19 protein-coding genes are annotated in these 25,732 nt (G+C 62.1%); 12 read left to right on the top strand and 7 right to left on the bottom strand.

Annotation, left to right across the window (positions count from 1 at the left end; genetic code table 11):
- Positions 1 to 68 precede the first annotated feature (68 nt).
- The 3 genes from ACIROY_RS10380 to ACIROY_RS10370 all read right to left on the bottom strand — a co-directional run bounded on the left by ACIROY_RS10380 (position 69) and on the right by ACIROY_RS10370 (position 3,123).
- On the bottom strand, positions 69 to 713 hold the full coding sequence (locus ACIROY_RS10380; protein ID WP_402273536.1) for a DedA family protein: 645 nt from the start codon (positions 711 to 713) through the stop codon (positions 69 to 71).
- A gap of 103 nt (positions 714 to 816) precedes the next feature.
- Positions 817 to 2,040, bottom strand: coding sequence for a serine hydrolase domain-containing protein (locus tag ACIROY_RS10375; RefSeq protein ID WP_402273538.1), 1,224 nt, complete (start codon positions 2,038 to 2,040; stop codon positions 817 to 819).
- Between the two features lie 378 nt (positions 2,041 to 2,418).
- Complete coding sequence (locus ACIROY_RS10370; RefSeq protein ID WP_402341476.1) at positions 2,419 to 3,123, bottom strand: GntR family transcriptional regulator; 705 nt, start codon at positions 3,121 to 3,123, stop codon at positions 2,419 to 2,421.
- A gap of 474 nt (positions 3,124 to 3,597) precedes the next feature.
- Between ACIROY_RS10370 and ACIROY_RS10365 the strand changes: the two genes are divergently transcribed.
- From ACIROY_RS10365 to ACIROY_RS10310, 12 genes are all read left to right on the top strand, one after another.
- Entirely contained in the window at positions 3,598 to 4,860 is a 1,263-nt protein-coding gene (locus tag ACIROY_RS10365; RefSeq protein WP_402273545.1) for an ABC transporter substrate-binding protein, read from the top strand.
- 101 nt (positions 4,861 to 4,961) lie between these two features.
- On the top strand, positions 4,962 to 5,837 hold the full coding sequence (locus ACIROY_RS10360; protein ID WP_116433711.1) for a branched-chain amino acid ABC transporter permease: 876 nt from the start codon (positions 4,962 to 4,964) through the stop codon (positions 5,835 to 5,837).
- An 8-nt stretch (positions 5,838 to 5,845) separates the two neighbouring features.
- A complete protein-coding gene (locus ACIROY_RS10355; protein WP_402341474.1) occupies positions 5,846 to 8,368 on the top strand; it encodes an ATP-binding cassette domain-containing protein in 2,523 nt (840 codons plus the stop codon).
- A 31-nt stretch (positions 8,369 to 8,399) separates the two neighbouring features.
- Positions 8,400 to 9,182, top strand: coding sequence for an SDR family oxidoreductase (locus ACIROY_RS10350; RefSeq protein ID WP_402341473.1), 783 nt, complete (start codon positions 8,400 to 8,402; stop codon positions 9,180 to 9,182).
- On the top strand, positions 9,163 to 10,149 hold the full coding sequence (locus ACIROY_RS10345) for a 3-hydroxyacyl-CoA dehydrogenase (protein WP_402341472.1): 987 nt from the start codon (positions 9,163 to 9,165) through the stop codon (positions 10,147 to 10,149). Before ACIROY_RS10350 ends, ACIROY_RS10345 begins: the two co-directional genes overlap by 20 nt.
- A 401-nt stretch (positions 10,150 to 10,550) precedes the next feature.
- Positions 10,551 to 11,483 (top strand): 3-keto-5-aminohexanoate cleavage protein, encoded by a 933-nt coding sequence (locus ACIROY_RS10340; RefSeq protein WP_402273557.1) that lies wholly within the window; start codon positions 10,551 to 10,553, stop codon positions 11,481 to 11,483.
- A gap of 435 nt (positions 11,484 to 11,918) precedes the next feature.
- Positions 11,919 to 12,656 (top strand): gluconate 2-dehydrogenase subunit 3 family protein, encoded by a 738-nt coding sequence (locus ACIROY_RS10335; protein WP_402341471.1) that lies wholly within the window; start codon positions 11,919 to 11,921, stop codon positions 12,654 to 12,656.
- Between the two features lie 80 nt (positions 12,657 to 12,736).
- On the top strand, positions 12,737 to 14,515 hold the full coding sequence (locus ACIROY_RS10330; protein WP_402341469.1) for a GMC family oxidoreductase: 1,779 nt from the start codon (positions 12,737 to 12,739) through the stop codon (positions 14,513 to 14,515).
- A complete protein-coding gene (locus tag ACIROY_RS10325; protein WP_402341467.1) occupies positions 14,512 to 15,846 on the top strand; it encodes a c-type cytochrome in 1,335 nt (444 codons plus the stop codon). Before ACIROY_RS10330 ends, ACIROY_RS10325 begins: the two co-directional genes overlap by 4 nt.
- Before the next feature lie 801 nt (positions 15,847 to 16,647).
- Positions 16,648 to 17,442 carry a thymidylate synthase gene (locus ACIROY_RS10320; RefSeq protein ID WP_402273567.1) on the top strand — a complete coding sequence of 265 codons (795 nt, stop codon included), beginning with the start codon at positions 16,648 to 16,650 and terminating at the stop codon, positions 17,440 to 17,442.
- A 240-nt stretch (positions 17,443 to 17,682) separates the two neighbouring features.
- Positions 17,683 to 18,381 (top strand): aquaporin Z, encoded by a 699-nt coding sequence (aqpZ, locus tag ACIROY_RS10315; RefSeq protein ID WP_402341465.1) that lies wholly within the window; start codon positions 17,683 to 17,685, stop codon positions 18,379 to 18,381.
- A gap of 117 nt (positions 18,382 to 18,498) precedes the next feature.
- Positions 18,499 to 18,720, top strand: coding sequence for a hypothetical protein (locus tag ACIROY_RS10310; protein ID WP_402273572.1), 222 nt, complete (start codon positions 18,499 to 18,501; stop codon positions 18,718 to 18,720).
- A gap of 41 nt (positions 18,721 to 18,761) precedes the next feature.
- Here ACIROY_RS10310 and ACIROY_RS10305 read toward each other — a convergent pair whose 3' ends face one another.
- From ACIROY_RS10305 to ACIROY_RS10290, 4 genes are read right to left on the bottom strand one after another with little or no spacing between them, the layout of a single operon-like run.
- Positions 18,762 to 20,240, bottom strand: coding sequence for an efflux transporter outer membrane subunit (locus ACIROY_RS10305; protein ID WP_402341463.1), 1,479 nt, complete (start codon positions 20,238 to 20,240; stop codon positions 18,762 to 18,764).
- A gap of 16 nt (positions 20,241 to 20,256) precedes the next feature.
- Positions 20,257 to 21,504 (bottom strand): efflux RND transporter periplasmic adaptor subunit, encoded by a 1,248-nt coding sequence (locus ACIROY_RS10300; protein WP_402341461.1) that lies wholly within the window; start codon positions 21,502 to 21,504, stop codon positions 20,257 to 20,259.
- A gap of 11 nt (positions 21,505 to 21,515) precedes the next feature.
- Positions 21,516 to 24,089 carry a glucans biosynthesis glucosyltransferase MdoH gene (mdoH, locus tag ACIROY_RS10295; RefSeq protein WP_402341459.1) on the bottom strand — a complete coding sequence of 858 codons (2,574 nt, stop codon included), beginning with the start codon at positions 24,087 to 24,089 and terminating at the stop codon, positions 21,516 to 21,518.
- A complete protein-coding gene (locus tag ACIROY_RS10290; RefSeq protein WP_402273580.1) occupies positions 24,062 to 25,648 on the bottom strand; it encodes a glucan biosynthesis protein G in 1,587 nt (528 codons plus the stop codon). Before ACIROY_RS10290 ends, mdoH begins: the two co-directional genes overlap by 28 nt.
- Positions 25,649 to 25,732 lie beyond the last annotated feature (84 nt).

The following is a 25,732-nucleotide window of genomic DNA, read 5'->3' as shown; positions in this document are numbered from 1 at the left end:
CTGAACGTCGCCGGATAAAAAAAGCCGTTCATCACTGAACGGCTTTTCACTTTATCGGCTACGGAAACTCAGCGTGACGATTTCATGCGCTGGCGCAGGTAGCCGATCACGCCCGGCAGGATCGACAGCACCACGATCGCCACGATCAGCAGGCTGAGGTTCTGCTTCACCACCGGCAGGTTGCCGAAGAAGTAGCCGGCATAGCCGAAGCTGGCCACCCACAAAATGCCGCCGATCACGTTGTACGCGAAGAAGCGTGTGTAGGTCATCGCACCGACGCCGGCCACGAACGGCGCGAAGGTGCGCACGATCGGGGCGAAGCGCGCGATGATCACGGTCTTGCCGCCGTGGCGCTCATAGAAGGCGTGGGTCTTGTCGAGATACTCGCGCTTGAAGATGCGCGAGTTGGGCCGGTCGAATACTTTCAGTCCTATGGCCTTGCCGATCTGGTAATTGACACTGTCGCCGAGGATCGCCGCAATGATCAGCGTCAACACCATCAGGTGGATATCGAACGCGCCGGTGGCGGCAATCGCACCGGTCACGAACAGCAGCGAGTCGCCCGGCAGGATGGGTGTCACCACCAGGCCGGTTTCGGCGAAGATGATCAGGAACAGGATCAGAAACAGCCACGGGCCGTAAGACGCGGCCAGCTCGGCCAGATGACGATCAATATGGACGATGAAGTCGACCAGGAACAGAAGAAAATCCATGAGCACCCGCGGCAAGGTTGAAGAATGAACTGAAAAGTTAAGCATTAAAGCGAACGCGCATTGTATCAATACGCGCGCTCACTCCCGATAACGCATCCTGTCGTTACGGGGCGAACTGGCGATACAGTTTTTCCGCCACCGCGAACAAGGCGTCGTTTGCGCCCTGGCTGGCGATGTTGGTCACCACCACGATGGCAAAATCCTTTTCCGGGCTGAGCCAGACATGCGCCAGGTTCTTCTGGTTGGAGCCGCCGTGGAACACCAGTGGCTGCGGCGCCCAGTCCATCTTCGCCGTCACCCAGCCGAGGCCGTACTTGCCGTCGGTCGGCGTGCCCGGTTCCGGATTCTGCACATGCGGCATGTCGATCACCGGCGCATGCATCAACTTCAGCGTTTCAGGCTTGAGCAACGCCGGACCGCGCTTGCCTTCACCGGCGTTCCAGCCGGCCCAGCGCGCAAAATCCAGCACCGACATATTGGCGCCGCCGGCTGGTGCGATCAATTGCGGATTGTCGTCGCCGGGGCCGGCCATGAAGGGCTTGGCGATATCTTCACCGACCAGCACGTGACCCAGCGCGGCATCGACCCGGCCCAAAGTCGCCTGCGAACCGAGGCCGGCGCTCTTGAGTTCCATCGGATCGAAGATCCATTCATTGATCAGCTCTTCCCAGCTCTTGCGCGCCACCCTTTCAATCATCGCGCCGGCGATCGTGTAACCCAGGTTGGAATAGGCGAAACGTTGTCCAGGTTGCGCCTGCAGCGGCTTGCTCATCCATTGCTGCAAAGTCCAATAGCGCAGGTCGTCGAGATTGCCCTCTTCAAACATCGACTTGGCCAGCAGTTCGAGGAACTCGGCGTTGTCGGCCGGGATGCCGGACGTATGCGACAGCAGCTGGCTGATGGTGATGCGGCGAAAATCCGGATCCATCTTCGGCGCCAGTTCCGGGAAGGCTTCGCCCAGCGTGGTGGTCCACGCCATCGAACCGCGATCGACCAGAATGCCGGCCAGCGTGGCGGTAAATGCCTTGGTGTCGGAACCGATGTGGAAACGGTCATTGACCGTCACCGCGATGCCCGAGCCGACCTTGCGCGTGCCGACCGCGCCGGCGGCGATAATGCGGCCGTCCTGCACCACGGCGGCGGCCAGCGCCGGCAATTTGTACTGGACCAGGTAAGACGTCAGGGTCGGTTCAAGCGGCGCGAAGGTCAAGGGCGCGACCGGCGCAGGAGCGAGGATCTGGGCCCCGGCGAACTGGCAGGCGCACCACAGCAGCGCGGAGACCAGCGCCTTGCGGGAATTGAAATGCGAAACGTACGAAACGGACATGAGATCCCTTTGATTGAAAGGTATTCGTAGATGATCGGGTGCCCGCATTTTATCCGCATTCGCGCCCACGCAAACTTACCTTTCTTTACGCAGAAATCGCGCAAGTCTTGCACGCCGCAGTCGATATCCATGACAGGACTCCGCGCCGCGGAATCCATCCACCATTTTCACCATTCATCCTTCACGCATCCAAGGAGAACAGCATGCGACTTCGATTGATGGCGGGATTGTCCGCCGTGTTTTTGTTACTGCTGATGGCGTTCGCAACGCACTACAAAGTGCGGTTGGAAATGATAGAACAGAGCGCCGGCATCCTGGAGATGCTGGCCGCAGCGATACCGCTGCTCAGTCTGGTGGTGGCGAGCCTGTTTGCAGGCCCTAATCCGGCAAACCGTCGCCGGCCAGGATCATCTGCGCGGCGCTGAGCAGGTCGCCCGACAAGCCGGCGCGCGCCTGCTCCGGGGATTTGTCCTGCAAGCCCTTGAGCAGCGCGGCGTGATGCACCAGCGCCGGCGCTTCCGACAGGCGGCGTGAACCGGCGCGCAGGTCGAGGTTGATCACCGGACCGACTTGCAGCCACAGGCTTTCGATCAGGCCCACCAGCGTCGCCATGCCGGAACCCTCATAAGCAGCAAAGTGCAGTTGCTTGTTGAGGCGGATGATCAGGTCGACGTCGGGTTTCTTGCGGTGCATTTCGATGCACAGGGTGTCGTGCAGGTCGGCCACGGCCTGCAGGCCTTCGGCCGAAATGTTCTGCGCCGCGTGCTCGACCGCCAGCCCTTCCAGCGCCAGCCGGATCTTGAGCAGCTCGCGGAACTTGTCCTTGGTCATCAGCGGCACGCGCACGGCGCGGTTGGGCAAAATTTCCAGCGCCCCTTCCGCGGACAGCTGGCGGATCGCTTCCCGCACCGGCATCTGGCTGGTGCCGAGCGCCTCGGAGAGGCTTTTCAGCGTCAGCTTCTGACCGGGGCGGACTTGTCCTGCCAGCAGCAGCTCGCGCACATCTTCATACACGCGCTGCGACAGCGTGGCGTGGGTGATTTTGCGTATCTGCGAAAGGTCCGCAAGTATCGTGTGTTCCATGGTCCCCGGCTTCTCACTTGAAACCATTTCATCCGTGCCGATGAAATGCGTCTGTTATTCAAAATTGCCGCGGATTATAGCAGTCGCCTTCTTCCGCTCTTCTCTTCCAATGCAGCACCGCAGCGCGGTTACGATGGTTTGACACCCTCCCGGGACGCACCTTCTCCCGATGGCATCCGGCACCGCAAACTTGTCCAACCGTGCTGCATCGCCGATTGACACATCCCAATTCTATCGAATACATTTGATCACATGTCACATAACTGACATAAAAAAGAGGCTGTTGCAAAAATCACGAGACGGAAGCCGATCGGGCCGACAACAGCGATGACTGTGTCTTTCCAATCATTTCCCGCCTTGTCCTGCTTGCAAACAGCACTCCATAAGAAAACAAGCCGTTCCGGCAGCCCGCTGCCGTTACCGGCTTTTCATCGAGACACCCGGCTCGCGCCGGACCCTTAGGAGGTATGCACCATGGAACAAGACAACAGCAAGATCCTGTCGCCCGGCCGTCGCACCGTACTCAAAGCCGGCGCCGCCGTCGCCGCCACGTCGGCAATGGGCTTCCCCGCCATCGTCAAGGCGCAGTCGGACAAAATCATCATCGGCCACCTGACTCCGCGGACCGGTTTCCTCGGCCCGCTGGGCGAATACGCCGTCATGAGCATCACGCTGGCGGTGGAGGAACAGAACAAGGCCGGCGGCCTGCTGGGGCGCCAACTCACCCTGATTTCGGAAGACTCGGTCAATCCGCCGACCGCCTCCTCCAAGGCGCAGCGCCTGCTGGAACGCGATGGCGCGGCCGTGCTGATCGGTGAAATCTCGTCCGCCTCGGCGCTGGGCATCGCGCAAGTCGCGCAGCGCAACAAGAAGCTGTTCATGAACACCGGCTGCAACTCCGACGAGCTGCGCGGCAAGAGCTGCAACAAATACATGTTCCACATCGAGGCCGCCAACTCGACCTACGTCAAGGCCTGCGGCCGTTCGCTGCTGCGCGACAACCTGATCAAGGGCAAGAAGCTGTACGCGCTGTCGGCCGATTACGCCTTCGGCCACGACCTGCTGCGCGCCGCCAAATCCTTCGTCTCTGCCAACGGCGGCACGATCGCCAATGACGAGCTGGTGCCGACCGACGCCACCGACTTCAGCCCTTACCTGCTGAAGATCCGCCAGGCCAAACCGGACCTGGTCATCTCCAACCTGGCCGGCAACCAGATTACCAACTTCATCAAGCAATACTCGGAGTTCGGCCTGCCGTTCCCGATTGCCGGCTTCGGCTTCGACACGGCGGTGGCATGGGGCGCGGGTGCGGACAGCTTCGCCGGCACCTGGCCGACCACTTGGCACCACGACGTCAATGCGCCGTCGGCCAAGGCCTTCGTCGCCGCCTTCACCAAGAAATTCGGCAAACCGCCGGAGAACCAGGCATGGGGCGAATACGTCGCCTTCCGTTCGATCGTGCAGGCGATCACCGAAACCAAGACGCTCGACACCGCCAAGCTGATCGACTACTTCGAAAAGGGCGCGCAGGTCGACGTGCTGAAAGCGCGCAAGGGCGTCTATCGCGCCTGGGATCACCAGTTGCTGCAGGAGATGTACACCGTCACGCCGAAGCCGAAGGCGCAGGTCAAGGACAAATGGGACTTCATGCTGCTCGGCTCGTCGGTGCCGGGACCCAATGAGTCGCTGGAAATCCTCGCGCCGACCATGCAAGAGAACGCCTGCACGTTCACCTGAGTCCAGGTGAACCGTCGCCGTCGCTCCGGTGCATGCCGGAGCGACGGCGGAAGGTTTCGTGCGTCACTCGTTTTTTCCCGTACTCCCCCTCCGGAGCAGCAATGCAAATCGTTTTCCTGTTGGAACAAATCCTCAACGGCCTGCTGGTCGGCGGGTACTACCTGCTGATCGCGCTCGGGCTGTCGCTGATTTTCAGTCTCGGCGGCGTGGTCAATCTGGCGCACGGCGCCTTCTATGCCATCGGCGCCTATCTCGCGGTGGAGATCACCAAATACCTCGGCTTCACCGGCGCCCTGATCATCTCGCCCTTGCTGGTGGCGCTGATCGGCATCCTGTTCGAACGCTTCCTGCTGCGCCGCTTCTATTCGGCCGATCCGATCCTCGGCCTGCTGCTGACCTTCGGGCTGGCGATGGTGGCGGAACAGGTGATCCGCATTTTCTGGGGCGCGTCGCCGCTGCCGGCATCGATTCCGCCCGCGCTCAAGGGCCAGATCATGGTCGGCGATTTCATGTATTCCAAATACCGCCTGCTGATGCTGGCGGCGGTCATCGTCGCGCTGACGCTGATCTGGATACTGCTCAACAAGACTTCGTTCGGCCGCGTGGTGCGCGCCGGCGTGCAAAAGCCCGACATGGTGGCGGTGCTCGGGATCAAGCTGCAGCCCTACATGACGGCCATCGTGATGCTCGGCGTCGGTCTGGCTGCGCTGGCCGGCGTGCTGTTCGCGCCGATCTCCGGCGTGCATCCGGCCATGGGCGCGGAAATCATGACCGCCGCCTTCGTCGTGGTGGTGATCGGCGGACTCGGCAGCTTCTGGGGCGTGGTGCTGGCGGCGTTGCTGGTGGGCGTGGTGCGCGGCATCACGATCCAGTTCTATGCGCCGGCCGGCGAAGCGTCGATGTATCTGCTGATGCTGCTGGTCCTGATCTTCCGTCCGCGCGGCTTGCTCGGCGAGCGCATCGAACGTTTTGAATGAGAGCGGACATGTACAACAAATATCAATCCCTGTGGATCGGCGCGCTGGCGCTGGTCATCGTTCCCATCCTGCTGCAACTGCTGGGCCTGACCCTGTCGTCCTCCACCGACGTCGTCATCTACGCCATCGCGGCGATGGGCCTGAACCTGCTGGTAGGCTACACAGGCCTGACCTCGTTCGGCCATGGCGCCTGGTTCGGCGTCGGTGCTTATGCGGCGGCGCTGTCGCAGAAATATTGGTTCCCCGGCCAGATCGTGGCACCGATGCTGTTCACTATCGCCTTCATTGCGGTGTCGGCGGCGATCGTCGGCTTCCTGATCCTGCGCCGGCGCGGTGTGTACTTTTCGCTGCTGACGCTGGCCTTGTCGGCGCTGACGTTTGCGATCGCCTTCCGCTGGACTGACTTCACCGGCGGCGAATCGGGACTCGGCAATGTCGTGCGCCCGGTCGTGGCCGGCATCGATCTGGATCAGTCGATTCCCTTCCTCGTCTTCGTCAGCGTGATTGCGCTGATCGTGCTGTACGTGCTGCAACGCGTGATCCGCTCGCCGTTCGGCCACACCATCGTGGCGATCCGCGAGAACGAGCAGCGTGCGCGCTTCCAGGGTTACAGCACCATCGTCTACAAGCTGATCATGTTCATCGTGTCGGCCAGCGTGACCGGCCTGGCGGGAGCGTTGCTGGCCTTCCATCACCGCTTCGCCTCGGCCGAACCGACCTCGGTCGCCTTCTCCGGCGAGTTGCTGGCGATGGTGGTGATCGGCGGCATGCGCAGCTTCCTCGGCCCGGCGCTGGGCGCGCTGTTCTACATCCTGTTCCGCGAATGCCTGTCGATCTGGACCGAGAACTGGCTGCTGTGGTTCGGCCTCGCTTTCGTCGGCTTCATCCTGTTCTCGCCGACCGGGCTGGTGGGAATCTGGCAGCAGGTCAAGCGTCGCTTGCGTCCGCCCGCTGAAGTCGGCGCGGCGATGAGCCAGCGCCAGATCGTCGACGGCCTGCCTTTGCCTGCGTTCCTGCAACCACCTCGCCAAGACGGGCTGGTGCTGGAGGTCAAGGATGTCGACATCCGCTTCGGCGGCATCCAGGCGGTCAAGAGCGCACAGATCAATCTGCATGCCGGCGAGATCCATGCACTGATCGGTCCCAACGGCGCAGGCAAGACCACGACCTTCAACCTGATCTCCGGCATGTTCGTGCCCAACCACGGCACAGTGAAACTGAACGGTGAAGAAATCCAGGGCCTGACGCCGGGCCAGATCTGCCAACGCGGCCTCGCGCGCTCGTTCCAGATCACCAACCTGTTCAAGGGCCTGAGCATCTACGAAAACCTGCGGCTGTCCCTGCAGGCGCGCCATGCTTCGCGCTTCAACATGTGGAAGGACATCGACAGCTATCCCGAGATCCACGCCGAGACCGATGAGTTGATGCGCTTCCTCGGACTCAAGGGCATCGACCAGATCGAAGGTGGCGCGCTGTCCTACGGCGGCCAGCGCCTGGTCGATCTGGGCATCGCGCTGGGATCGAAGCCGCACGTGCTGCTGATGGATGAACCGCTGGCCGGCCTCGCCGCCGCCGAACGCGAACGCGTGTCGCGCCTCGTGAAGATCATCGCCGAGAACATCCCGGTGCTGATCGTCGAACATGACATCGACCGCGTGCTCGGCTTCTCGCAACAGGTAACGGTGATGAACCAAGGCAGCGTGCTGATGTCGGGCACGCCGGACGAAGCACGCGCCGACCAGCGCGTACAAGAGATCTACACCGGCACCGGTACGCCGCCGGTCACCGGACGGGTGGCAGGCGATGCACAGGAACGTCCGCAGCTGCTGGCCTTCGACAAGGTCAACGCCTTCTACGGCAAGAGCCACATCCTCAACGACGCCACGCTGGAAGTGCGCGAAGGCGAAATCGTCGCCCTGCTCGGCCGCAACGGCGCCGGCAAGTCGACGCTGCTCAAAGCGCTGACCGGTTTGCTCAAGCCTGCTTCGGGCGCCATCCGCTACAACGGCAAGGACATTGCCGGTCTCAGTGCGCCCGACATCGCGCGCCTGGGCATCGGCTACGTGCCGCAAGGACGCGGCCTGTTTGCCGGCATGACGGTGGCGGAAAATCTTTCGCTGGGACGCCTCGCACGCAAGACCGATTCCAGCAACGGCATCGCCTGGAGCGAAGAAAAAATCCTGCACTACTTCCCGCGCCTGAAAGAGCGCCTGCATACACCGGCCGACTTCCTCTCCGGCGGCGAGCAGCAAATGGTGGCGGTGGCGCGCGCCCTGTCGGGCAACGTCAGGCTGTTGCTGCTGGACGAGCCCTTCGAAGGTCTCGCGCCGGCTGTGGTGCAGGAGCTGTTCACCGTCTTCGATCAACTGCGCAAGGAAGTCTCCATCGTCATCGTCGAGCACAACCTCGACCTCGTGCTGGCGCTGGCCGACCGTGTGTTTGCGCTGGAACGCGGTGCGGTGTTCCACACCGGCCCTGCCGAACCGCTGCTGACCGATCTCACGTACCGCAAACAGATTCTCTGGCTGTAATTTCTCATTTTCTCAAGTAACAAGGACCAACATGAACACCAGTTTGAAAGATCAACGCGTCGTCGTCACCGCAGGCGCCCAGGGCATCGGCCTGGCCATCACCGCTTCCTTCCTCGAAGCCGGCGCGCACGTTCACATCTGCGACGTCAGCGACGACTTCCTCAACAGCGCGCGCAAGCAATTCGCCGACGCGCCGGTCAGCTACAGCAAGACCGACGTCGCCAATGAGGCGCAGGTCGACGCCATGTTCGCCGAGCTGACGCAACGCTGGGGCACGCTAGACGTGCTGGTCAACAATGCCGGCATCGCCGGCCCGACCGCCAAAGTCGAGGAGACAGAATTGTCGGCGTGGGACCAGACCATCGCCGTTAACCTGACCGGTCCTTTCCTGTGTACGCGCCGCGCGGTGCCGCTGCTGAAAAAAGCCGGCGGCGGCTCCGTCGTCAACATCTCATCGGCGGCCGGCCGTCTCGGCTTCCCGCTGCGTACACCCTACTCCGCCTCCAAGTTCGGCGTCATCGGCCTGACCGAAAGCTGGGCGATGGAGCTCGGCCCGTCCAACATCCGCGTCAACGCCATCCTGCCCGGCATCGTCGCCGGCGAACGCCAGGAACGCGTGATCGCCGCCAAGGCAGCGTCCTACAACATCGGCCACGAAGAAATGCGCGAGCGCCTGCTGTCCAAGGTCTCGATGCGCAAGATGGTCACCGCGCAAGACATCGCCAACCAGATCATCTACATCTGCTCACCGGCCGGTTCCGCCATCAGCGGGCAGAGTTTGTCGGTCTGCGGTAATGTCGAGCATCTTGGCTAATCACGTTGATTTGGCACCCATTCGAGGAGACACCATGAATGAAAAAATCGCCGTCATCGGCGCCGGCCTGATCGGCCGCGCCTGGGCCATCGTCTTCGCCCGCGCCGGCTGCAGCGTCGCCATCTACGATGCAGTTCCCGAAGCGCTCAGCGCCTGCACCAAGCTCCTGCACGACAACATCAGCGACCTGGCCAAACATGGCCTGATCACTGAAACGCCCGAAGTGGTGCTGGCGCGCATCAAGCCGGTGGACACCCTGGCCGAAGCACTCAAGGGCGCGGCGCTGGTGCAAGAGAACGTCAAGGAAACCGTCGAAGTCAAACGCCAGATCTTCGCCGAGATGGACAAGCTGGCCGCACCCGACACCATCCTCACCAGCTCGACCTCGTGGATCCCGACGTCGGAGTTCTCAGAGCACCTGCCCGGTCGCCACCGCATCCTGGTCGCCCATCCGGTCAATCCACCGTACCTGGTGCCGCTGGTCGAACTGGCGCCTGCGCCGTGGACGTCAGATGAAACAGTCAAGCGTGCCCACGACATCTACACCCGCGCCGGCCAGTCGCCGGTATTGTTGAAAAAGGAAATCACCGGCTTCCTGCTCAACCGCATCCAGGGCGCGGTGCTCAACGAAGCGCTGAACCTGTACGAAAACGGCTACGCCTCCTCCGAAGACCTCGACAAGGTATTGAAAGACGGCCTCGGCCTGCGCTGGTCCTTCATGGGCCCGTTCGAAACCATCGATCTCAACGCACCGGAAGGCGTGATCGACTACGCCAACCGCTACGGCCACACGTACCGCGACGTAGCGAAGACGCAATTGCCGAACGAATGGAATGCAGCGACACTGAAACAGATCGAGGATGAACGCCGCACCGTACTCAAAGCCGATCAACTGGAAGAACGCTCACGCTGGCGCGACAACCGCTTGATGGGGCTGGTGGCGCATAAGCGGAAGCAAGCAACCTAGTTAGCGCGACTAAAGAAGAGCAATCACGATGCCGCAGGCGAGCCCCCCAAGGCAATGCGAAGCGAGCCGAAAAAGGAATTCCGCTTATGAGTCGCCGTTGGTGACGTGCTCAAATCGGATAAAGAAGGGAAACTTGTCTGAGCGTAGCGAGTTTGTTTCCCTTCCCGATTTGAGCGCGGCACCAACGGGAACCCCGCGCAGCGGGGCGGCGAATCGCGGTCGCCTTTCTTTGCTTACTTTCTTTGGCGAAGCAAAGAAAGTGAGTAGCTGCCGGGCTACCCCCGGCGAAAGGTTGATCGAAGCAAGAACACCATCGACTGCAGACACAGGCAAGTCGGAACAACAACAGAAATAAATACGCAAGACTAGCGGCACAAACCAACAATCACCAGGAGAACCAAATGAGCAAACCCAAAAAAGTCATCATCACCTGCGCCGTCACCGGCGCGATCCACACGCCCTCCATGTCCCCCCACCTGCCCATCACGCCGGATGAAATCCGCGACGCAGCCCTGGGCGCGGCAGAAGCCGGCGCCGCCATCGTCCACTTGCACGCCCGCGACCCGCAAAACGGCAAGCCCACGCAAGACCCGGCAGAATTCCGCAAATTCCTCCCGCAGATCAAGGCCAAATCCAACGTCGTCATCAACCTCACCACCGGTGGCGCCCCGACGATGGGCGTGGAAGAACGCCTCCAACCGGCACTGCAACTCAAACCCGAAGTCGCCTCCCTCAACATGGGCTCGATGAACTTCGGCCTGTATGAAATGCTGCAGCGTTTCAAGGACTTCAAGTACGACTGGGAAAAGCCCTACCTCGCCGAATCCGACGATCGCATCTTCCGCAACACCTTCAAGGACATCGCCTACATCCTTGAATCGTGCAGCGCCAACCAGACCCGCTTCGAGATCGAGTGCTACGACATCGGCCACCTCTACACCGCCGCCCACTTCATCGACCGCGGCCTGATCAAGCCGCCGTTCCTGATCCAGTCGGTATTCGGCCTGCGCGGCGGCATCGGCAACGATGTCGAAGACGTGATGCACATGAAGCGCACCGCCGACCGCCTGTTCGGCGACGACTACTACTGGTCGGTGCTGGGCGCCGGCCGCGGCCAGATCCCGATCGCCACGATGTCGGCGGCGATGGGCGGACATACCCGCGTCGGCCTGGAAGATTCGCTGTGGGACGGTCCGGGCAAGCTGGCGCAAAGCAACGCCGCGCAAGTCAAACGCATCCGCACCGTGATCGAGGCGCTGTCGCTGGAAGTGGCGACCCCTGACGACGCACGTCAGATGCTCAAGCTCAAAGGCGGCGACAACGTCGGCTTCTGAGCGAGCCGTCCCGACCACTGCCTACCACCTCACCTACACGCCTCTTCAGTCCGCTCCTACAGGCCATGTAGGAGCAGCTTTACTTTTTATCTCCCGCGGCGCTTCACGATTTTGTGAGCGCCGTTTTTTTTATTTTTCTTTTGTCGTCAGCTTTCTTTTTGGATCGAAGAAGATGGTTTCAGATGACGTCATTTCTCCGTCAGTTCACCGGTTCTATGTCTGTCCCGCTGTCAGCTTGTGAAAGCGAGTCTGACGGCGGCATGCTTGCCTGCGGAACATCATTGCGACCGCCCCGGTCGAACTTTCAGCAAAAACAAAAAGGCCGAAGCTCCTTGCTTCAGCCGACCCCAGGTAAACGGCGCAGCAGGTCCGCAACCGCTCGAACAGGCAGTCGCAGTTCGTGTCGCGCCGCGTGCTAACCAGCCCAGGTGAACAATGAAAAAAGATAACCCGCCTCCCAGCGAACCCGGCGTAGCTTCACGCCGCGGATTCCTCTTCAAGACCATCGCCATCGTTCCGGCAGCATCTGCTCTGACTACCGCCGCGCTGCTGCCATCGGCAGCGCAAACCGCCGATATCGGCGCCGCAAGTGCGGACTACCAGCCGCGCTACTTCAATGCCGATGAATGGACCTTCCTCAAGGCTGCCGTCGACCGCCTGATTCCGGCCGATCCGGAAGGACCGGGCGCGCTAGAACTGAACGTGGCCGCCTTCATCGACGGCCAGATGGAGTCAGGCTTCGGCCACGCCTCCAACTGGTACATGCAGGGACCGTTCAAGGGCGACGCGCCGGCGCTGTTCGGCTACCAGGCCAGCATGCCGCCGCGTGAGCTATATCGCGCCGGCATCGCCGCACTCAATGAACACTGCCGCAAGAATTTCAACGGCAAGACTTTCGCGCAACTGGCTCCGGCCGAACAGGAACAACTGTTCAAGGACATGGACGGCGGCACGCTGAAATTCGAGCAGGTGTCGGCGCAGTGGTTCTTCACCTTCCTGCTGCAGAACACCAAGGAAGGCTACCTGTCGGACCCGATCCACGGCGGCAACAAGGGCATGGCCAGCTGGAAGATGATCGGCTTCCCCGGCGCGCGCGCGGACTTCCTCGACTTCGTCGGCCCGGCCGACAAGGTCTATCCGTATGGTCCGGTGAGCATCGGCAAGCGTAGCTAATGTAGCTAAGAAGGTAGCTAAGACGTCAAGGAACTGAGTGAGGCAACGCCTCACCCACAACAAGAACAAGGAAGAACAGCATGGCAGACATCACCAAACCGAAAGTAGACGTGGTCCTGGTCGGCATGGGCTGGAGCGGTTCCATCATGGGCATGGAAATGACCGAAGCCGGCCTCACCGTGGTGGGCCTGGAGCGCGGCGAAAACCGCGACACCAATCCCGACTTCGCCTATCCCAAGATCGCCGACGAACTCACTTATGCGCAGCGCTACAAGCTGATGCAAAACCTCAGCAAGGAAACCGTCACGGTGCGCCACTCGCCCGATGAAGACGCGCTGCCGTATCGCCAGCTCGGCTCCTTCCTGCTCGGCAACGGCGTCGGCGGCGCCGGCGTGCACTGGAATGGCGTCACCTGGCGCGCCTACGATGCCGAGCTGCAGATCCGCAGCCATTACGAGCAACGGTACGGCAAGCATTTCATCCCGGTCGACATGACGATCCAGGACTGGCCGATGACCTATGCCGAACTGGAGCCGTTCTACGATCGCTTCGAATACGTCGCCGGCGTGTCGGGCAAGGCCGGTAATATCGACGGCAAGATCATCGAGGGCGGCAATGTGTTCGAAGCGCCGCGCAAGCGCGACTATCCGCTGCCGCCGCTGAAGAACAACGCGCCCGCCACGCTGTTTGAAAAAGCCGCGCGCGAAGTGGGTTACCACCCCTTCCCGATTCCCGCAGCCAACGCTTCACAGGCCTACCAGAATCCTTACGGCATGCAACTTGGCCCGTGCAACTATTGCGGCTATTGCGAACGCTTCGGCTGCTACATGTATGCGAAGGCGTCGCCGCAAACCTGTATCCTGCCGGCGCTGCTGAAGAAGCCCAATTTCGAGTTGCGCGACAAGTCCTACGTCACCAAGATCAATCTTGCGAGCGATGGCAAGACCACCACCGGCGTCACCTACATCGATGCACAGGGACGCTCGGTCGAACAGCCCGCCGATCTGGTGATCCTGTGCGCCTACCAGATGCACAACGTGCGCTTGCTGCTGTTGTCGGGCATCGGCAAACCCTACAATCCCAAGACCGGCGAAGGCGTGGTCGGCAAGAATTACGCCTATCAGAAGAACAGCTCGGTATCGCTGTTCTTCGACAAGGACGTGGCGATCAATCCGTTCGCCGGTGCGGGCGCCGGCGGCCAGGTGCTTGACGATTTCAACGGCGACAATTTCGACCATGGTCCGCACGGCTTCGTCGGCGGCGCCTACATCAGCGCGATGGTCACGGGCGGCCGTCCGATCGGACAATCCATCGTCCCGCCCGACACGCCAAAATGGGGCAGCGGCTGGAAGAAGGCGCTCAAGGACAATTACCTGCACTCGTTCAATATCGGTTCGGAAGGATCGGTCATGGCCAATCGCGACAACTACCTCGACCTCGATCCGACGTATCGCGATGCGTGGGGCCTGCCGCTGCTGCGCATGACGTTCGACTGGAAGGAAAACGAAATCCGCATGACCCAGTACGTCACCGATCGCGTGGTCGACGTCGCCAAGGCGATGAAGCCGAAACTCATGCACGCCAGCGCCGGCAAGTCCGGCGAACACTACGATGTGCGCCCCTACCAGACCACCCACACCACCGGCGGCGCCATCTGCGGTGACCGCCCCGACAACAGCGTGATCAACAAATACCTGCAATCGTGGGACGTGCACAACCTGTTCATCATGGGCGCCAGCGCCTTCCCGCAGAACTGGGCCTACAACCCGACCGGCATGGTCGGCGCGCTGGCATACTGGTCGGCGACCGCGATCCGCGAGCGCTATCTGAAAAACCCCGGCCCGCTGGTGCAAGCATGAGCGCGCTCCTCTTCACGCAGGCGACACGGGCCCTGTTGGCGACCGCAACGCTGAGCCTGTCGACAATCGCCGCCGCGCAGACCGTCAACCCGACGCCGTCGACACCGCAACCGCAGCAGATCCAGCGCGGCGAATATCTCGCGCGCGCCGGCGACTGCATGGCCTGCCACACGGTCAAGGGCAAGGCGCCGTTCAGCGGCGGCCTGGCGATGAACACGCCGTTCGGCACCATCTATTCGACCAACATCACGCCGGACAAGCAGACCGGCATCGGCGACTACAGCTACGACGATTTCGCCTCGGCGCTGCGCAAGGGTAAGGGTCGCAACGGCGTGCGCTTGTATCCGGCGATGCCTTACACCTCATTCGCCAAGCTCAGCGACGAGGACGTCTCGGCGCTGTACGCCTACTTCATGCAGGGCGTGAAGCCGGTGCAGCAGGACAATCCGAAGACGGCGTTGCCGTTCCCGTTCAACATGCGCATCCTGATGGCGGGATGGAACATGCTGTTCTTCGAAAGCAAGCCGTTCAAGGCCGACTCGACTCAAAGCATCAGCTGGAATCGCGGCGCCTATCTGGTGCAAAGCCTCGGCCATTGCGGCGCCTGCCATACGCCGCACGGTCGTTTCGGCCAGGAGAAATCATTGGACGGCAGCGATGACGGCTTCCTGTCCGGCTATACGCTGGACAACTGGCACGCGCCCAGCCTGCGCAACGACAAGGACGGCCTGGGCCGCTGGAACAAGGAACAGATCGCGTCCTACCTGCGCACCGGCCGCACCGCTGACGGCGCGGCGTTCGGCGCAATGAGCCAGGTCATCAACGACAGCACGCAGCATCTCAGCGACGCCGACCTGCTGGCCATCGGCGAATACCTGAGCAGCCTATCGGGCAAGAAGCCGGCTGACGGCGCCGCCAAGGCGCCGGTAGCGACGGCGGCGTCCAACGCCGCCGGCGCGGATCAGCCGGCCACGCTGGAGCTGCGTTCAGGCAAGCTGCAGACCGCCGGTGCGCTGGTGTATCTCAACAACTGCAACGCCTGCCATCGCTCGGACGGCACCGGGGCGATGAAGGCTTTCCCGGCGCTGGGCAAGAATGCGGTGGTCAATGTGGCGGATCCGACGTCGCTGATTCATGTGGTGCTGGCGGGTAGCGCGATGCCTTCCACCAAGTCGGATCCTTCGCCGATGGGGATGCCGGGGTTTGGGTGGCGGTTGAGTGATCAGGAGGTGGCGGAGGTGGTCAGCTTTATTCGCGGGAATTGGGGTAACCATGCTGCGGCGGTTAGTGCTGAGCAGGTGGCGGCTGTGAGGAAGGGTGTGGAGAAGTGAGTTTGATGCGTGCGCCTTTGCGACTGCTGTTCCGACTTCACGTTTGTTGGTAGCTTCGATTGTTCTTTCTTCGATCAACCCTTCGCCGGGGGTAGCCCGGCAGCTACTCACTTTCTTTGCTTCGCCAAAGAAAGTAAGCAAAGAAAGGCGACCGCGATTCGCCGCCCCGCTACGCGGGGTACCCGTTGATGCCACGCACAAATCGGGAAGGGAAACAAACTCGCTGCGCTCAGACAAGTTTCCCTTCTTTTTCCGATTTGAGCATGTCACCAACGGCGACTCATAAGCGGACCGGCCAAACTGGCTCGCTGCGCATCGCCTGGGGTCGCTCGCCTTCGGCATCGCAATTGTTACCTCTAATCATAGCCAATTGCATCGTTGTTGCGACGATAGCGAAGAACACAGACCTTCACTCCATCTCGGTCCCCTGGCGATGCGCAGCGAGCCAGTCTGGAATTCCCGCTTGCGAGCAGCCGGTGGCGGCAGGTGCAAATCGGATAAAGAGGGGAAACTTGTCTGAGCGCAGCGAGTTTGTTTCCCCTCCCGATTTGTACCTGCCGACGCCGGGGACCCCGAAGGGGCTGCGAACTTGCGGTCGCCTTCTTTTGCTTACTTTTCTTGGCGAAGCAAGAAAAGTGAGTAGCTGCCGGGCTACCCCCGGCTTGGTCGTCCGAAGAACAAACAATCGAAACTACCGACAAACAGAAGTCGGAACAACCGCCAAGACCTGCCCCCGCCCCAAACCCTGCCCCCTCCCCCAAATAAGTTACAATCCCCCTCATTCCATCAGCACCAAATCCCATGCGCCAATACCTCGATTTCATGCGCCACGTCTACGAACATGGCACCGAAAAAACCGACCGCACCGGCACCGGCACGCGCTCCGTGTTCGGCCACCAGATGCGCTTCAACCTGCAGGAAGGCTTCCCCCTGCTGACCACCAAGAAGCTGCACATCAAGTCCATCGTGCATGAACTGATCTGGTTCCTGGCTGGCTCGACCAACATTGCTTATCTGAAAGAAAATGGCGTCAAGATCTGGGACGAATGGGCCGATCCGGAAGGCAACCTCGGACCGATCTACGGCTACCAATGGCGCTCCTGGCCCGCACCCAACGGCGAGCATATCGACCAGATCGCGCAGGTCGTCAGCCAGATCAAGAACAATCCGGACTCACGCCGCCTGATCGTGTCGGCATGGAACGTGGCCGACATCCCGCAGATGAAGTTGCCGCCCTGCCATGCCTTCTTCCAGTTCTACGTGGCCGACGGCAAGCTGTCCTGCCAGTTGTACCAGCGCAGCGCCGATATCTTCCTCGGCGTGCCGTTCAACATCGCGTCCTACGCGCTGCTGACCCACATGGTGGCGCAACAGACCGGCCTCGAGGTCGGCGACTTCGTCTGGACCGGCGGTGACTGCCATCTGTATTCCAATCACATGGAACAGGTGCAAGAACAACTGGCGCGTACGCCCGGCCCGTTGCCGAAACTGGTCATCAAGCGCAAACCCGATACCATCTTCGATTATCAGTTCGATGATTTCGAGATCACCGGCTACGAAGCCCAGGCTCATATCAAGGCGCCCGTAGCAGTCTGACGCCCGCTTTCTCCGAACGTCAAAACGCCTGCAATCGCAGGCGTTTTTGTTTTTGTACATCGTGCATCTATTCCTCCGCCTGCCCCTTCCAATAAATTCAAGCAAGTCGCCGACGCATTTTTGAATTTCCCCCCTTTCTGCCCGCTGCACCTTGGATTCACGTCGAGCAGCCATAAGCTCTTGCTCCATTGCCGCTCACCCCGGCAATGCCACATCCAACCAATCGAAAAAGGGCAAACAATGCATCTCTCAAAAAAACTGGCGGCTGAACTCATCGGCACGTTCTGGCTGGTCTTCGGCGGCACCGGCAGCGCCGTGCTGGCGGCCGGCTTTCCCGGTCTCGGCATCGGCTTTGCGGGCGTCTCACTGGCGTTCGGCTTGACCGTGCTCACCGGCGCTTACGCGCTCGGGCATATCTCCGGGGGACACTTCAATCCGGCCGTCACCATCGGCCTTGCCACCGCGCGTCGCTTCCCCGTGCGCGACATCGCGCCCTACATCGCGGCACAACTGACGGGCGCGGTAATCGCCAGCGCCGTGCTGGCCTGCATCGCCAGCGGCAAGCCGGGATTCGACCTGGTGGCAAGCGGCTTTGCGGCCAACGGCTATGGTGCCCATTCGCCGGGACTGTATTCGCTGGGGGCGGCCTTGATCATTGAGGCGGTACTGACCTTCTTCTTCCTGCTGGTGATTCTCGGCGCCACCGACAAGCGTGCGGCGGCGGGATTTGCTCCGATTGCCATCGGTCTTGCGCTGACGCTGATCCATCTGATCTCCATCCCGGTGACCAACACCTCGGTGAATCCGGCCCGCTCTACCGGCCCGGCCTTGTTCCTCGGCGGCTGGGCCCTGGAGCAGCTGTGGCTGTTCTGGCTGGCGCCGGTCGTCGGCGCGATTGCGGCGGGCGTCGTCTATCCGTTCATCGCTGAGAAGGAATAAGCGCTCGTGTGCATCTAAGCTTCATCTAACGGCATCTAAGCTAAGTTGCATTTGTTATTTCCCTTCGGCGGCGCGACGTCCTATATTGAATCACTCACCGCCCCGAAGGGAAATCCCATGCGCTCAGGAAGAAACATTGCTCTGTTGACATTCATCTGCACTTTGCTGGTGCTTGCACTGCCAAGTTTGCCGGCATGGGACGCTCTGTGCGCAGCGGTCACGATCATGATCGTTGGTATCGGCGTGCTCTATCCTCTGCTTGTTTCCGGGCAGGCGAATGGTCCCCAGCACATGCAGGACGTAGAAGTCGGACCGGCGACGAGCGCGATCCTGTTCTGAAGAAATTCTGAAATGAAGTACTGAAATGAATCGAACGGCGCTCAGGAAGCGCCGTTGATTTTTTGTGGGGTCCCGCCCGAGTCGGTGCCGGGATTGCCGTAGCGTACGTCGTCGCGCCAGCCGCCGCCCAGCGCCTTGTACAGCGACACCGTGGCCTGCAGGCGTTGCAGCTTGATCTGGCCCAGCTGATTCTGCGCTTCCGACAGGATGCGCTGCGTATCGAGCACCACCATCAGATCTTCGGCGCCGCTGCGATAGCGGATTTCCGACAACTCAAACGCAAAGCGAGCCTGATCGACTTCCTGGTTCTTGAGGCGATAGCGTTCTTCCAGGCTGCGGATCGCGCCCAATGATTTTTCGACTTCCGACAAGGCGCTTACCACCGCCGAGCGATAGACCTGCACCAGCTCCTGCTTCTGCGCGATGGCGAGATCGCGGCGGCTGCTCAGGCGGCCCGCATCGAAGATCGGCGCCGTCAGCGAGGCGCCCAGATTGGCGAGCAGGTTGGGACCGTCGAACAGTGACAGCAAGGCATTGCTTTGCGCGCCGGTGGAACCGGTCAGGCGGATGCTCGGGAACAGCGCCGCGCGCGCCACGGCGACGTTGGCGTTGGCTTCGGCCAGGCGCGCTTCAGCGCGGCGAATGTCTGGACGGCGCGTCAGCAATTCGGACGGCAGACCGGCGGCGATCTTCGGCATCTGTATGGTCGCCAGGCCTTTTTCACCGACGCTGAAATTCTGCGGCGGACGTCCCAGCAGGATCGCCAGCGCGGTCTGCGCGTCGCGCTCCTGCTGCATCAGGTCGGGCAAGGCCGCCTGCTGGTTGGCGAGCGCTGAACGCTGGCGTGCAAGGTCCAGCGGCGAGGCGGCGCCGGCGCGGCTTTGCGCTTCCACGAGCTTCAACACGCGCTGGGCGTTGGCGACGTTTTGCTGCGCAATCTGCAGACGGTCGCGCAGCGACAGTACTTGCAGAAAGGTCGAGACGATGCCGCTGGTAACCGTCAGCGCGACCGTTTCACGGTCATACATGTTGGCGCGCAGCGAGGCTTCCGCCGCTGCCAGGCCAGCCCTGTTCTTGCCCCAGAAATCAACTTCGTAATTGATCTCCAGCATGCCGCTGGCGGAGGTGGTCGGACTGCCGCCGCTCAAAGGCAAGGCGCGGTTGGCGCTGCTGGCGATGTCGGCATCGGGCAACAACGGCGCGCCGGCGATGCGCGCATTGGCCTCTGCCTGGCGCACGCGCGACATGGCGGCGGCGATTTCAAAATTGTTCTGCTGACCTTCGTTGACGAGGCTGCTCAGCTCGGCACTGCCGAACTGCTTCCACCAGTCGGTGTCGAGCACCAGCTGCACGGCGCCGTCCTTGCCGTTGGCGCCTGAACCATCACCCCACTGTTTTGGCACATCGACCTTCTGCACCGGTTCGACCTCGACCTGGGTCGCGGCGCAGCCGACTAACAGCAACGCCAGCGCAGCCAGCGCGGCGGGTTTCATCGAAGGAAACGAAAGAGGCAAGATCATGAACGGATACCTGTCATCAGCCGGCGTTGCCGCGCTGTTGCTGTGCTGGCGGTGGCTCCACTGCTGTTGCCGACGACGCCGGCAACAACACCTGCTCGCCCTCAGCCAGGCCGGTCAGGACCTGTGCCTTGTCGGCGTTGCGCAAGCCGATCCGCACGTCGCGCGTTTCCAGCTTGCCGTCAGCGTGCAGGACCTTGAGTTTTTGCATGCCCTTGTTGTTCGGCTTGACCACCAGCGAGGCCGGAATGGTGACGGCGTGTTCCGCCTTTTCCAGCACGAAGAAGACGTCGGCGGTCATGCCGGCCATCAGCTCGCGGCTCGGATTGGCGACGTCGAACAACACCGTGTAGAAGGCCTTCTTGCCCTGGCGACCGCTGTCATCCGCAGGCAACAGCATGATCTGGCGCAGCTTGCCGGCCCAGCGTTTGCCGGGATAACCGGGCGTGGTGAAGTAGGCGGTCATGCCCTTGGTGAGGCGCGTCACATCTTCTTCCGCGACGCGCGCCTGCACGCTCATCTTGCTCAGGTCGGCGATGCGCATGAGCACATCCTGGTTGGCCGACAGGGTCTGGCCGACGCGTGCCGACAAGGCCACCACGGTGCCGCCGATGGGAGCCACGATGCGGGTCTGCTTCTGGATCGCTTCGTCTTCCTTCATGGCGGCGTCGAGCTGCTGGATCTGCGCGTTGATGGCGTCCACCTTGGCCGCCGCCGAGTACATGCCCATGCGGCTCGATTCGTAGGTTTCTTCGCGCGTGGCGTTCTCGGCTTTCAACTGCGTCTGACGCTGGAATTGCAACTGGGCGAAATCGAGTTGGGCGTTCTGTCCGGCCAGCTCAGCTTTCAGTCGCGCCATCTGGGCGCGGTTGTTTTCGACACGGCCGGCCTGCACCACCGGCGAGACCGTCACCAGCAACTTGCCTTCCTTGACGGTTTCGCCGATGCCGACATACACATCGGAAATCTGTCCGGAGACCTTGGTGCCGACGTCGACGTAACTCTGCACGGCGACGTTGCCGGTGGCGTTGACCACCTGTTCGATATCGGCGCGTTCAGCGATCACTGTTTCCAGTCGCACCGGCACCGCTTGCGGATGGCGCTGGCGGAAGCTGTACCAGCCGGCGACGCCGGCGGCGATCACCAGCACCAGGGCCAGCCCACTCCAACCGCGTCGCGCCAACGTGCGGCGGCGCTCGGCGGCAGCCGAGTCGATCGGGTCGCCCAGATGGCGATCTTCGGCAGTCATGTCGTCGAGGTTGTCCACGGGCTCCCTCCTCATGCGGACGCCAGCCAGGAAGAGTGCCGCGTCGGCTGGCTCCACACGGCATAGTGCAACGCCGACAGCAGGCGCGGATCGTCGAGCAAGGTATGTTTTTGCTTCTCTGTCAGCACCGCAGGGCCGCGGCGCAGCGCCTGCAGCACCAGCGAATCGCCGGCGGCGCGGCTGAGATCGGGCATGCGCGGATGGCCGTGCGCGCCGGCGCAGACCAGTGCGTTGACAGCCGGATCAACCACGGCGTCGACGAAACCGGGCAGCGGTGCGGTGGCATTGAGGTGGGCCACGGTGTCGCGCAGTTCGCGCGGCGCGTCGACTTCTTCCGGGATCACGAACAATTGAAAACGGCGGAACAGGCGACCGAACGAAACGCGGCTCGACAGCACCGACAGCGGCACCGAGAACATCAGCGAACCGGCGATCGGCATCAGCCACCAGATGAAGGACGGATTGAGCCAGTACACCAGCGCGCCCCAGGCCACACCCAGCACCGAGTGCACGCCGTGGCGGCGCACCGCCTGGCCCCAGCCGGTTTCATTGTCGGCGCGCGGCGGCGACTTCCAGCTCAGCGCCCAGCCGAGGAAAGCGCCCAGTACGAAGCGCGTGTGGAACAGCATGCGCACCGGCGCCAGCATCATCGAGAACAGCAATTCGATCAGCATGCTCAGCGTCACGCGCAGCGCGCCGCCATAACCTTTCGCGCCCTTGACGATGATCAGCAACACGCTGAGCACCTTCGGCAGGAACAGAATGGTGGCGGTGGCGGATACCAGCGCCAAGGCTTTTTCGGGATGCCATTCGGGCCAGATCGGGAACAGCTGGCGCGGCTCGACGAAGTATTGCGGATCGATCAGCGTATGCGTGGCCAGCAGCACCGTCGACAAGGCCAGGAACAATGCCCACAACGGCGCCGACAGGTAAGCCATGACGCCAGTGACGAACACCGCGCGATGCACCACGTGCATGCCGCGCGCCAGGAACAGGCGGAAATTCATCAGGTTGCCCTGGCACCAGCGGCGGTCGCGGCCGAGTTCGTCGAGCAGCGCCGGCGGCATTTCTTCGTAGCTGCCGTCGAGGTCGTAGGCGATCCACACCGACCAGCCGGCGCGACGCATCAGCGAGGCTTCGACGAAGTCGTGCGACAGAATCGGGCCGGACAGGTTGCCCTCGCCCGGCAGCGGCGCCAGCGCGCAATGCTTCATGAACGGCGCCAGCCGGATGATGGCGTTATGCCCCCAGTAATGCGACTCGCCGAGTTGCCAGTAATGCAGGCCGGCGGTGAACAGCGGGCCGTAGACGCGCGTCGAGAATTGCTGGATGCGGGCGTACAGCGTGTCGCGTCCGGCGGCGCGCGGCGCGGTCTGGATGATGCCGGCGCCGGGATGCGCCTCCATCAGGCGCACCAGCGTCGACAGGCATTGTCCGCTCATGACGCTGTCGGCGTCGAGCACCAGCATGTAGCGGTAGTCGGCGCCCCAGCGGCGGCAAAAATCGTCGATGTTGCCGCTCTTGCGTTTGACGCGACGGCGGCGATGGCGATAGAAGATGCGGCCGAAGCCGTCGACTTCCTTGCACAGCGCGGCCCAGGCCTGCACTTCGGCGGCGCAGATATCGGACTCGCCGCTGTCGCTGAGGACGAAGAAATCGAAACGGTCGAGGTCGCCGCTGCGCTGCACCGATTCGTAGGTCGCACGCAAGCCGGCGAACACGCGCGCCACGTCTTCGTTGCAGATCGGCATGACGATGGCGGTGCGCGCATCAGGCGCGATCCATTTCGGTCCGGCCTGCTCGTGCGAAATCAGATACGGATCGTCGCCGCGCATGAGCACCAGGAAGCCGGTCATGGCGGTCCAGAACCCGGCCGAGACCCAGCAGAACAGCAAGCCGAACAAACCGAGGATGACCATTTCGAGCGGCTTCTCGCCGTGATACGGCAGCACGTCGCTCATGAAATAAGTAGCCAGCGCGCTTTGCATCAGCATCAGGATCAGCAGCACCACCCGGCGCACGTTGCCGCTGTGCGTCCAGTAGCCGCGCGGATCCGGCGAATCGGGCAGGTCGAGGGTATCTTCGACGAAGGCCGGTTCTTTCGGCGGCAGGCCCTTGCGGCGTGCGGCGCGCTGCTCGAAGGCGCGTGTGGCTTCTTCGACCCAGCGCGACAATGGATTGAGCGTGCCCCAGGGGCGCGGCACCATCGAGCGGCGATTGAGCGGCGGCGCCACCTTGATGTTGTCGCCGGGACTGGGGACCGGCCTTGGCGATTCAGCCGGCCGCATGCGCTCAGCCGGTGCCATGGCGTCAATTGCGGCACTCGGATAAATCAGTTCGAGACGGGCGGCGACGGAGTCCTGCGCGGGATTGTCATGCAGATTGTGCTGCTCTCCTGCCAGCAGGCCGTGCAGGTTGCCCATGGCGTCGCCGGCATCCTGCTCGCCCACGCGGGCGAGCAACGCCTGGCGCTGTTCAGGCGTCAGCGGCAGGCGATCGAGGTAACGCTCCAGCTGTTGCGACGCGTGAGATTCGTGTGCTGCGTCGGAGGCGTGCCTCAGTTGGGGGGTAATATGTAGCTCCACGTTTCGGACAGGGTTGCGCCGGCGCCGCTCTGGGCGGCATTCCTCAGGAATCCGCGCAGTTCGACCGGCTTGTTATCTTCATTGCGGCGCAGTTTCAACTCCATGCGCCAGCCGCCAGTGACGTCGTTGCGTCGTGTTGTCACACTCACGATCTTGCCGTTGCCGTCACTTTCCACTGTCCCCTCCACCCTCGCATTGGCAGGCAGCTTCTTGAGCGCGCCGCCGTCGAAGTCGATCGACATGCCGATGCTGTCATCGGACTTGGCGCGGTAGCCGTGTCCTAGACGCGTCTGCGCCACCCAGGCCAGCGGCGGTTTTTTCTCGCTTTCCTTTTGCCAGTACATCTTGTACTCGACGTTGAACGGCTGGCCCGGCTTGGGCATGGCGTTCGGCATCCAGTACGCGACGATATTGTCGTTGGTCTCGTCGGGCGTCGGGATCTGCACCAGTTCTACGCGGCCCGCGCCCCACTTGCCCTTGGGTTCGATCCAGGTGCTCGGCCGCGCTTCGTAATGGTAATCCAGGTCTTCATAGCTGGAGAACTGGCGGTCGCGCTGCATCAGGCCGAAGCCGAGCGGATTGTCGAGGCTGAACGCGGTCACCAGCAGGCGTTTCGGATTGACCAGCGGACGCCAGATCCATTCGCCGGTGCCGGACTGGATCGACAGGCCGTCGGAGTCGTGCACCTCGGGACGGAAGTCGTCGTTCGGTCCGTTCTGGTTTTCGCCGAAGAAGAACATGCTGGTCAGCGGCGCGATGCCGAGCTTGGTGACGTTGGCGCGCAGGTACAGCTGCGCCTTGACGTCAATGGTCGTGTCCACGCCGGGACGCAGCACGAAACGATAGGCGCCGGTGGCGCGCGGCGAATCCAGCAACGCGTAGATGGTCAGTTCCTTGTCGCCCGGATTCGGTCGCGCCAGCCAGAACTCGGTGAAACGCGGGAATTCTTCGCCCGAATACAGCGCTGTGTCGAGCGCCAGGCCGCGCGCCGAAATGCCGTAGCCCTGGCCCTTGCCCATGGCGCGGAAATAGCTGGCGCCGAGGAAGGTCAGGACGTCGTCTTTTTCCTTCGCGGAATTGACGGGATAGCGGATGCGGAAACCGGCGAAGCCGATGTTGCGCACGCGGCGCGGATCGATGCGCGTGTGGCTGTAATCGAACAAGGCCGAATTGAAGGCGATCTCGCGCACGCCGCCGCCGACGATTTCATTGATGCGCACCGGCTCGACGTAACCGCCGCCCTGATGCACGAATGACAACTCGAAGGGCAGTTTTTCCGGACGCCAGTAGGCGCGATCTTGCTTAAAATGCAACTGATTGGCTTGCTCGTAGCTGAGATCCTTGATCTCCTTGGGCAATTTGTCGGCCGGCTTCTTGTACGACTTGCCAGCCAGCGCCTTGGCGCGCACCGCGACGTCGTTGAAGTCGAACGCCGCCGCATTGTTTCCATATAAGGCCAGCAGCGCGGTCAGCGCAGCCGGCACGAGCACCTGGCCCAGAAGACGGGAAGATGTGACGGCAGCTTTCAAGGCGCCCCGCCGATACAAAGATAAGACCATTGGATTTCCGTCTGACATGCAGTTTTTCTTGTCCGATAACGCGCTTCCACGTTTCGAAAGTTGGCGTAGTTTACCCAATGTTGC

The organism is Herbaspirillum sp. NPDC101396, assembly GCF_044767365.1.
Lineage (GTDB): Bacteria > Pseudomonadota > Gammaproteobacteria > Burkholderiales > Burkholderiaceae_D > Herbaspirillum.
Note: the sequence above shows the minus strand (reverse complement) of the source record. Positions and strands in the feature narration are given on the sequence as shown.

Excerpts from the sequence above, each read along its gene's own strand:
- ACIROY_RS10380 (WP_402273536.1), bottom strand. The coding sequence starts at position 713 with ATGGATTTTCTTCTGTTCCTGGTCGACTTCATCGTCCATATTGATCGT.
- ACIROY_RS10375 (WP_402273538.1), bottom strand. The coding sequence starts at position 2,040 with ATGTCCGTTTCGTACGTTTCGCATTTCAATTCCCGCAAGGCGCTGGTC.
- ACIROY_RS10370 (WP_402341476.1), bottom strand. The coding sequence starts at position 3,123 with ATGGAACACACGATACTTGCGGACCTTTCGCAGATACGCAAAATCACC.
- ACIROY_RS10365 (WP_402273545.1), top strand. The coding sequence starts at position 3,598 with ATGGAACAAGACAACAGCAAGATCCTGTCGCCCGGCCGTCGCACCGTA.
- ACIROY_RS10360 (WP_116433711.1), top strand. The coding sequence starts at position 4,962 with ATGCAAATCGTTTTCCTGTTGGAACAAATCCTCAACGGCCTGCTGGTC.
- ACIROY_RS10355 (WP_402341474.1), top strand. The coding sequence starts at position 5,846 with ATGTACAACAAATATCAATCCCTGTGGATCGGCGCGCTGGCGCTGGTC.
- ACIROY_RS10350 (WP_402341473.1), top strand. The coding sequence starts at position 8,400 with ATGAACACCAGTTTGAAAGATCAACGCGTCGTCGTCACCGCAGGCGCC.
- ACIROY_RS10345 (WP_402341472.1), top strand. The coding sequence starts at position 9,163 with ATGTCGAGCATCTTGGCTAATCACGTTGATTTGGCACCCATTCGAGGA.
- ACIROY_RS10340 (WP_402273557.1), top strand. The coding sequence starts at position 10,551 with ATGAGCAAACCCAAAAAAGTCATCATCACCTGCGCCGTCACCGGCGCG.
- ACIROY_RS10335 (WP_402341471.1), top strand. The coding sequence starts at position 11,919 with ATGAAAAAAGATAACCCGCCTCCCAGCGAACCCGGCGTAGCTTCACGC.
- ACIROY_RS10330 (WP_402341469.1), top strand. The coding sequence starts at position 12,737 with ATGGCAGACATCACCAAACCGAAAGTAGACGTGGTCCTGGTCGGCATG.
- ACIROY_RS10325 (WP_402341467.1), top strand. The coding sequence starts at position 14,512 with ATGAGCGCGCTCCTCTTCACGCAGGCGACACGGGCCCTGTTGGCGACC.
- ACIROY_RS10320 (WP_402273567.1), top strand. The coding sequence starts at position 16,648 with ATGCGCCAATACCTCGATTTCATGCGCCACGTCTACGAACATGGCACC.
- aqpZ (WP_402341465.1), top strand. The coding sequence starts at position 17,683 with ATGCATCTCTCAAAAAAACTGGCGGCTGAACTCATCGGCACGTTCTGG.
- ACIROY_RS10310 (WP_402273572.1), top strand. The coding sequence starts at position 18,499 with ATGCGCTCAGGAAGAAACATTGCTCTGTTGACATTCATCTGCACTTTG.
- ACIROY_RS10305 (WP_402341463.1), bottom strand. The coding sequence starts at position 20,240 with ATGATCTTGCCTCTTTCGTTTCCTTCGATGAAACCCGCCGCGCTGGCT.
- ACIROY_RS10290 (WP_402273580.1), bottom strand. The coding sequence starts at position 25,648 with ATGGTCTTATCTTTGTATCGGCGGGGCGCCTTGAAAGCTGCCGTCACA.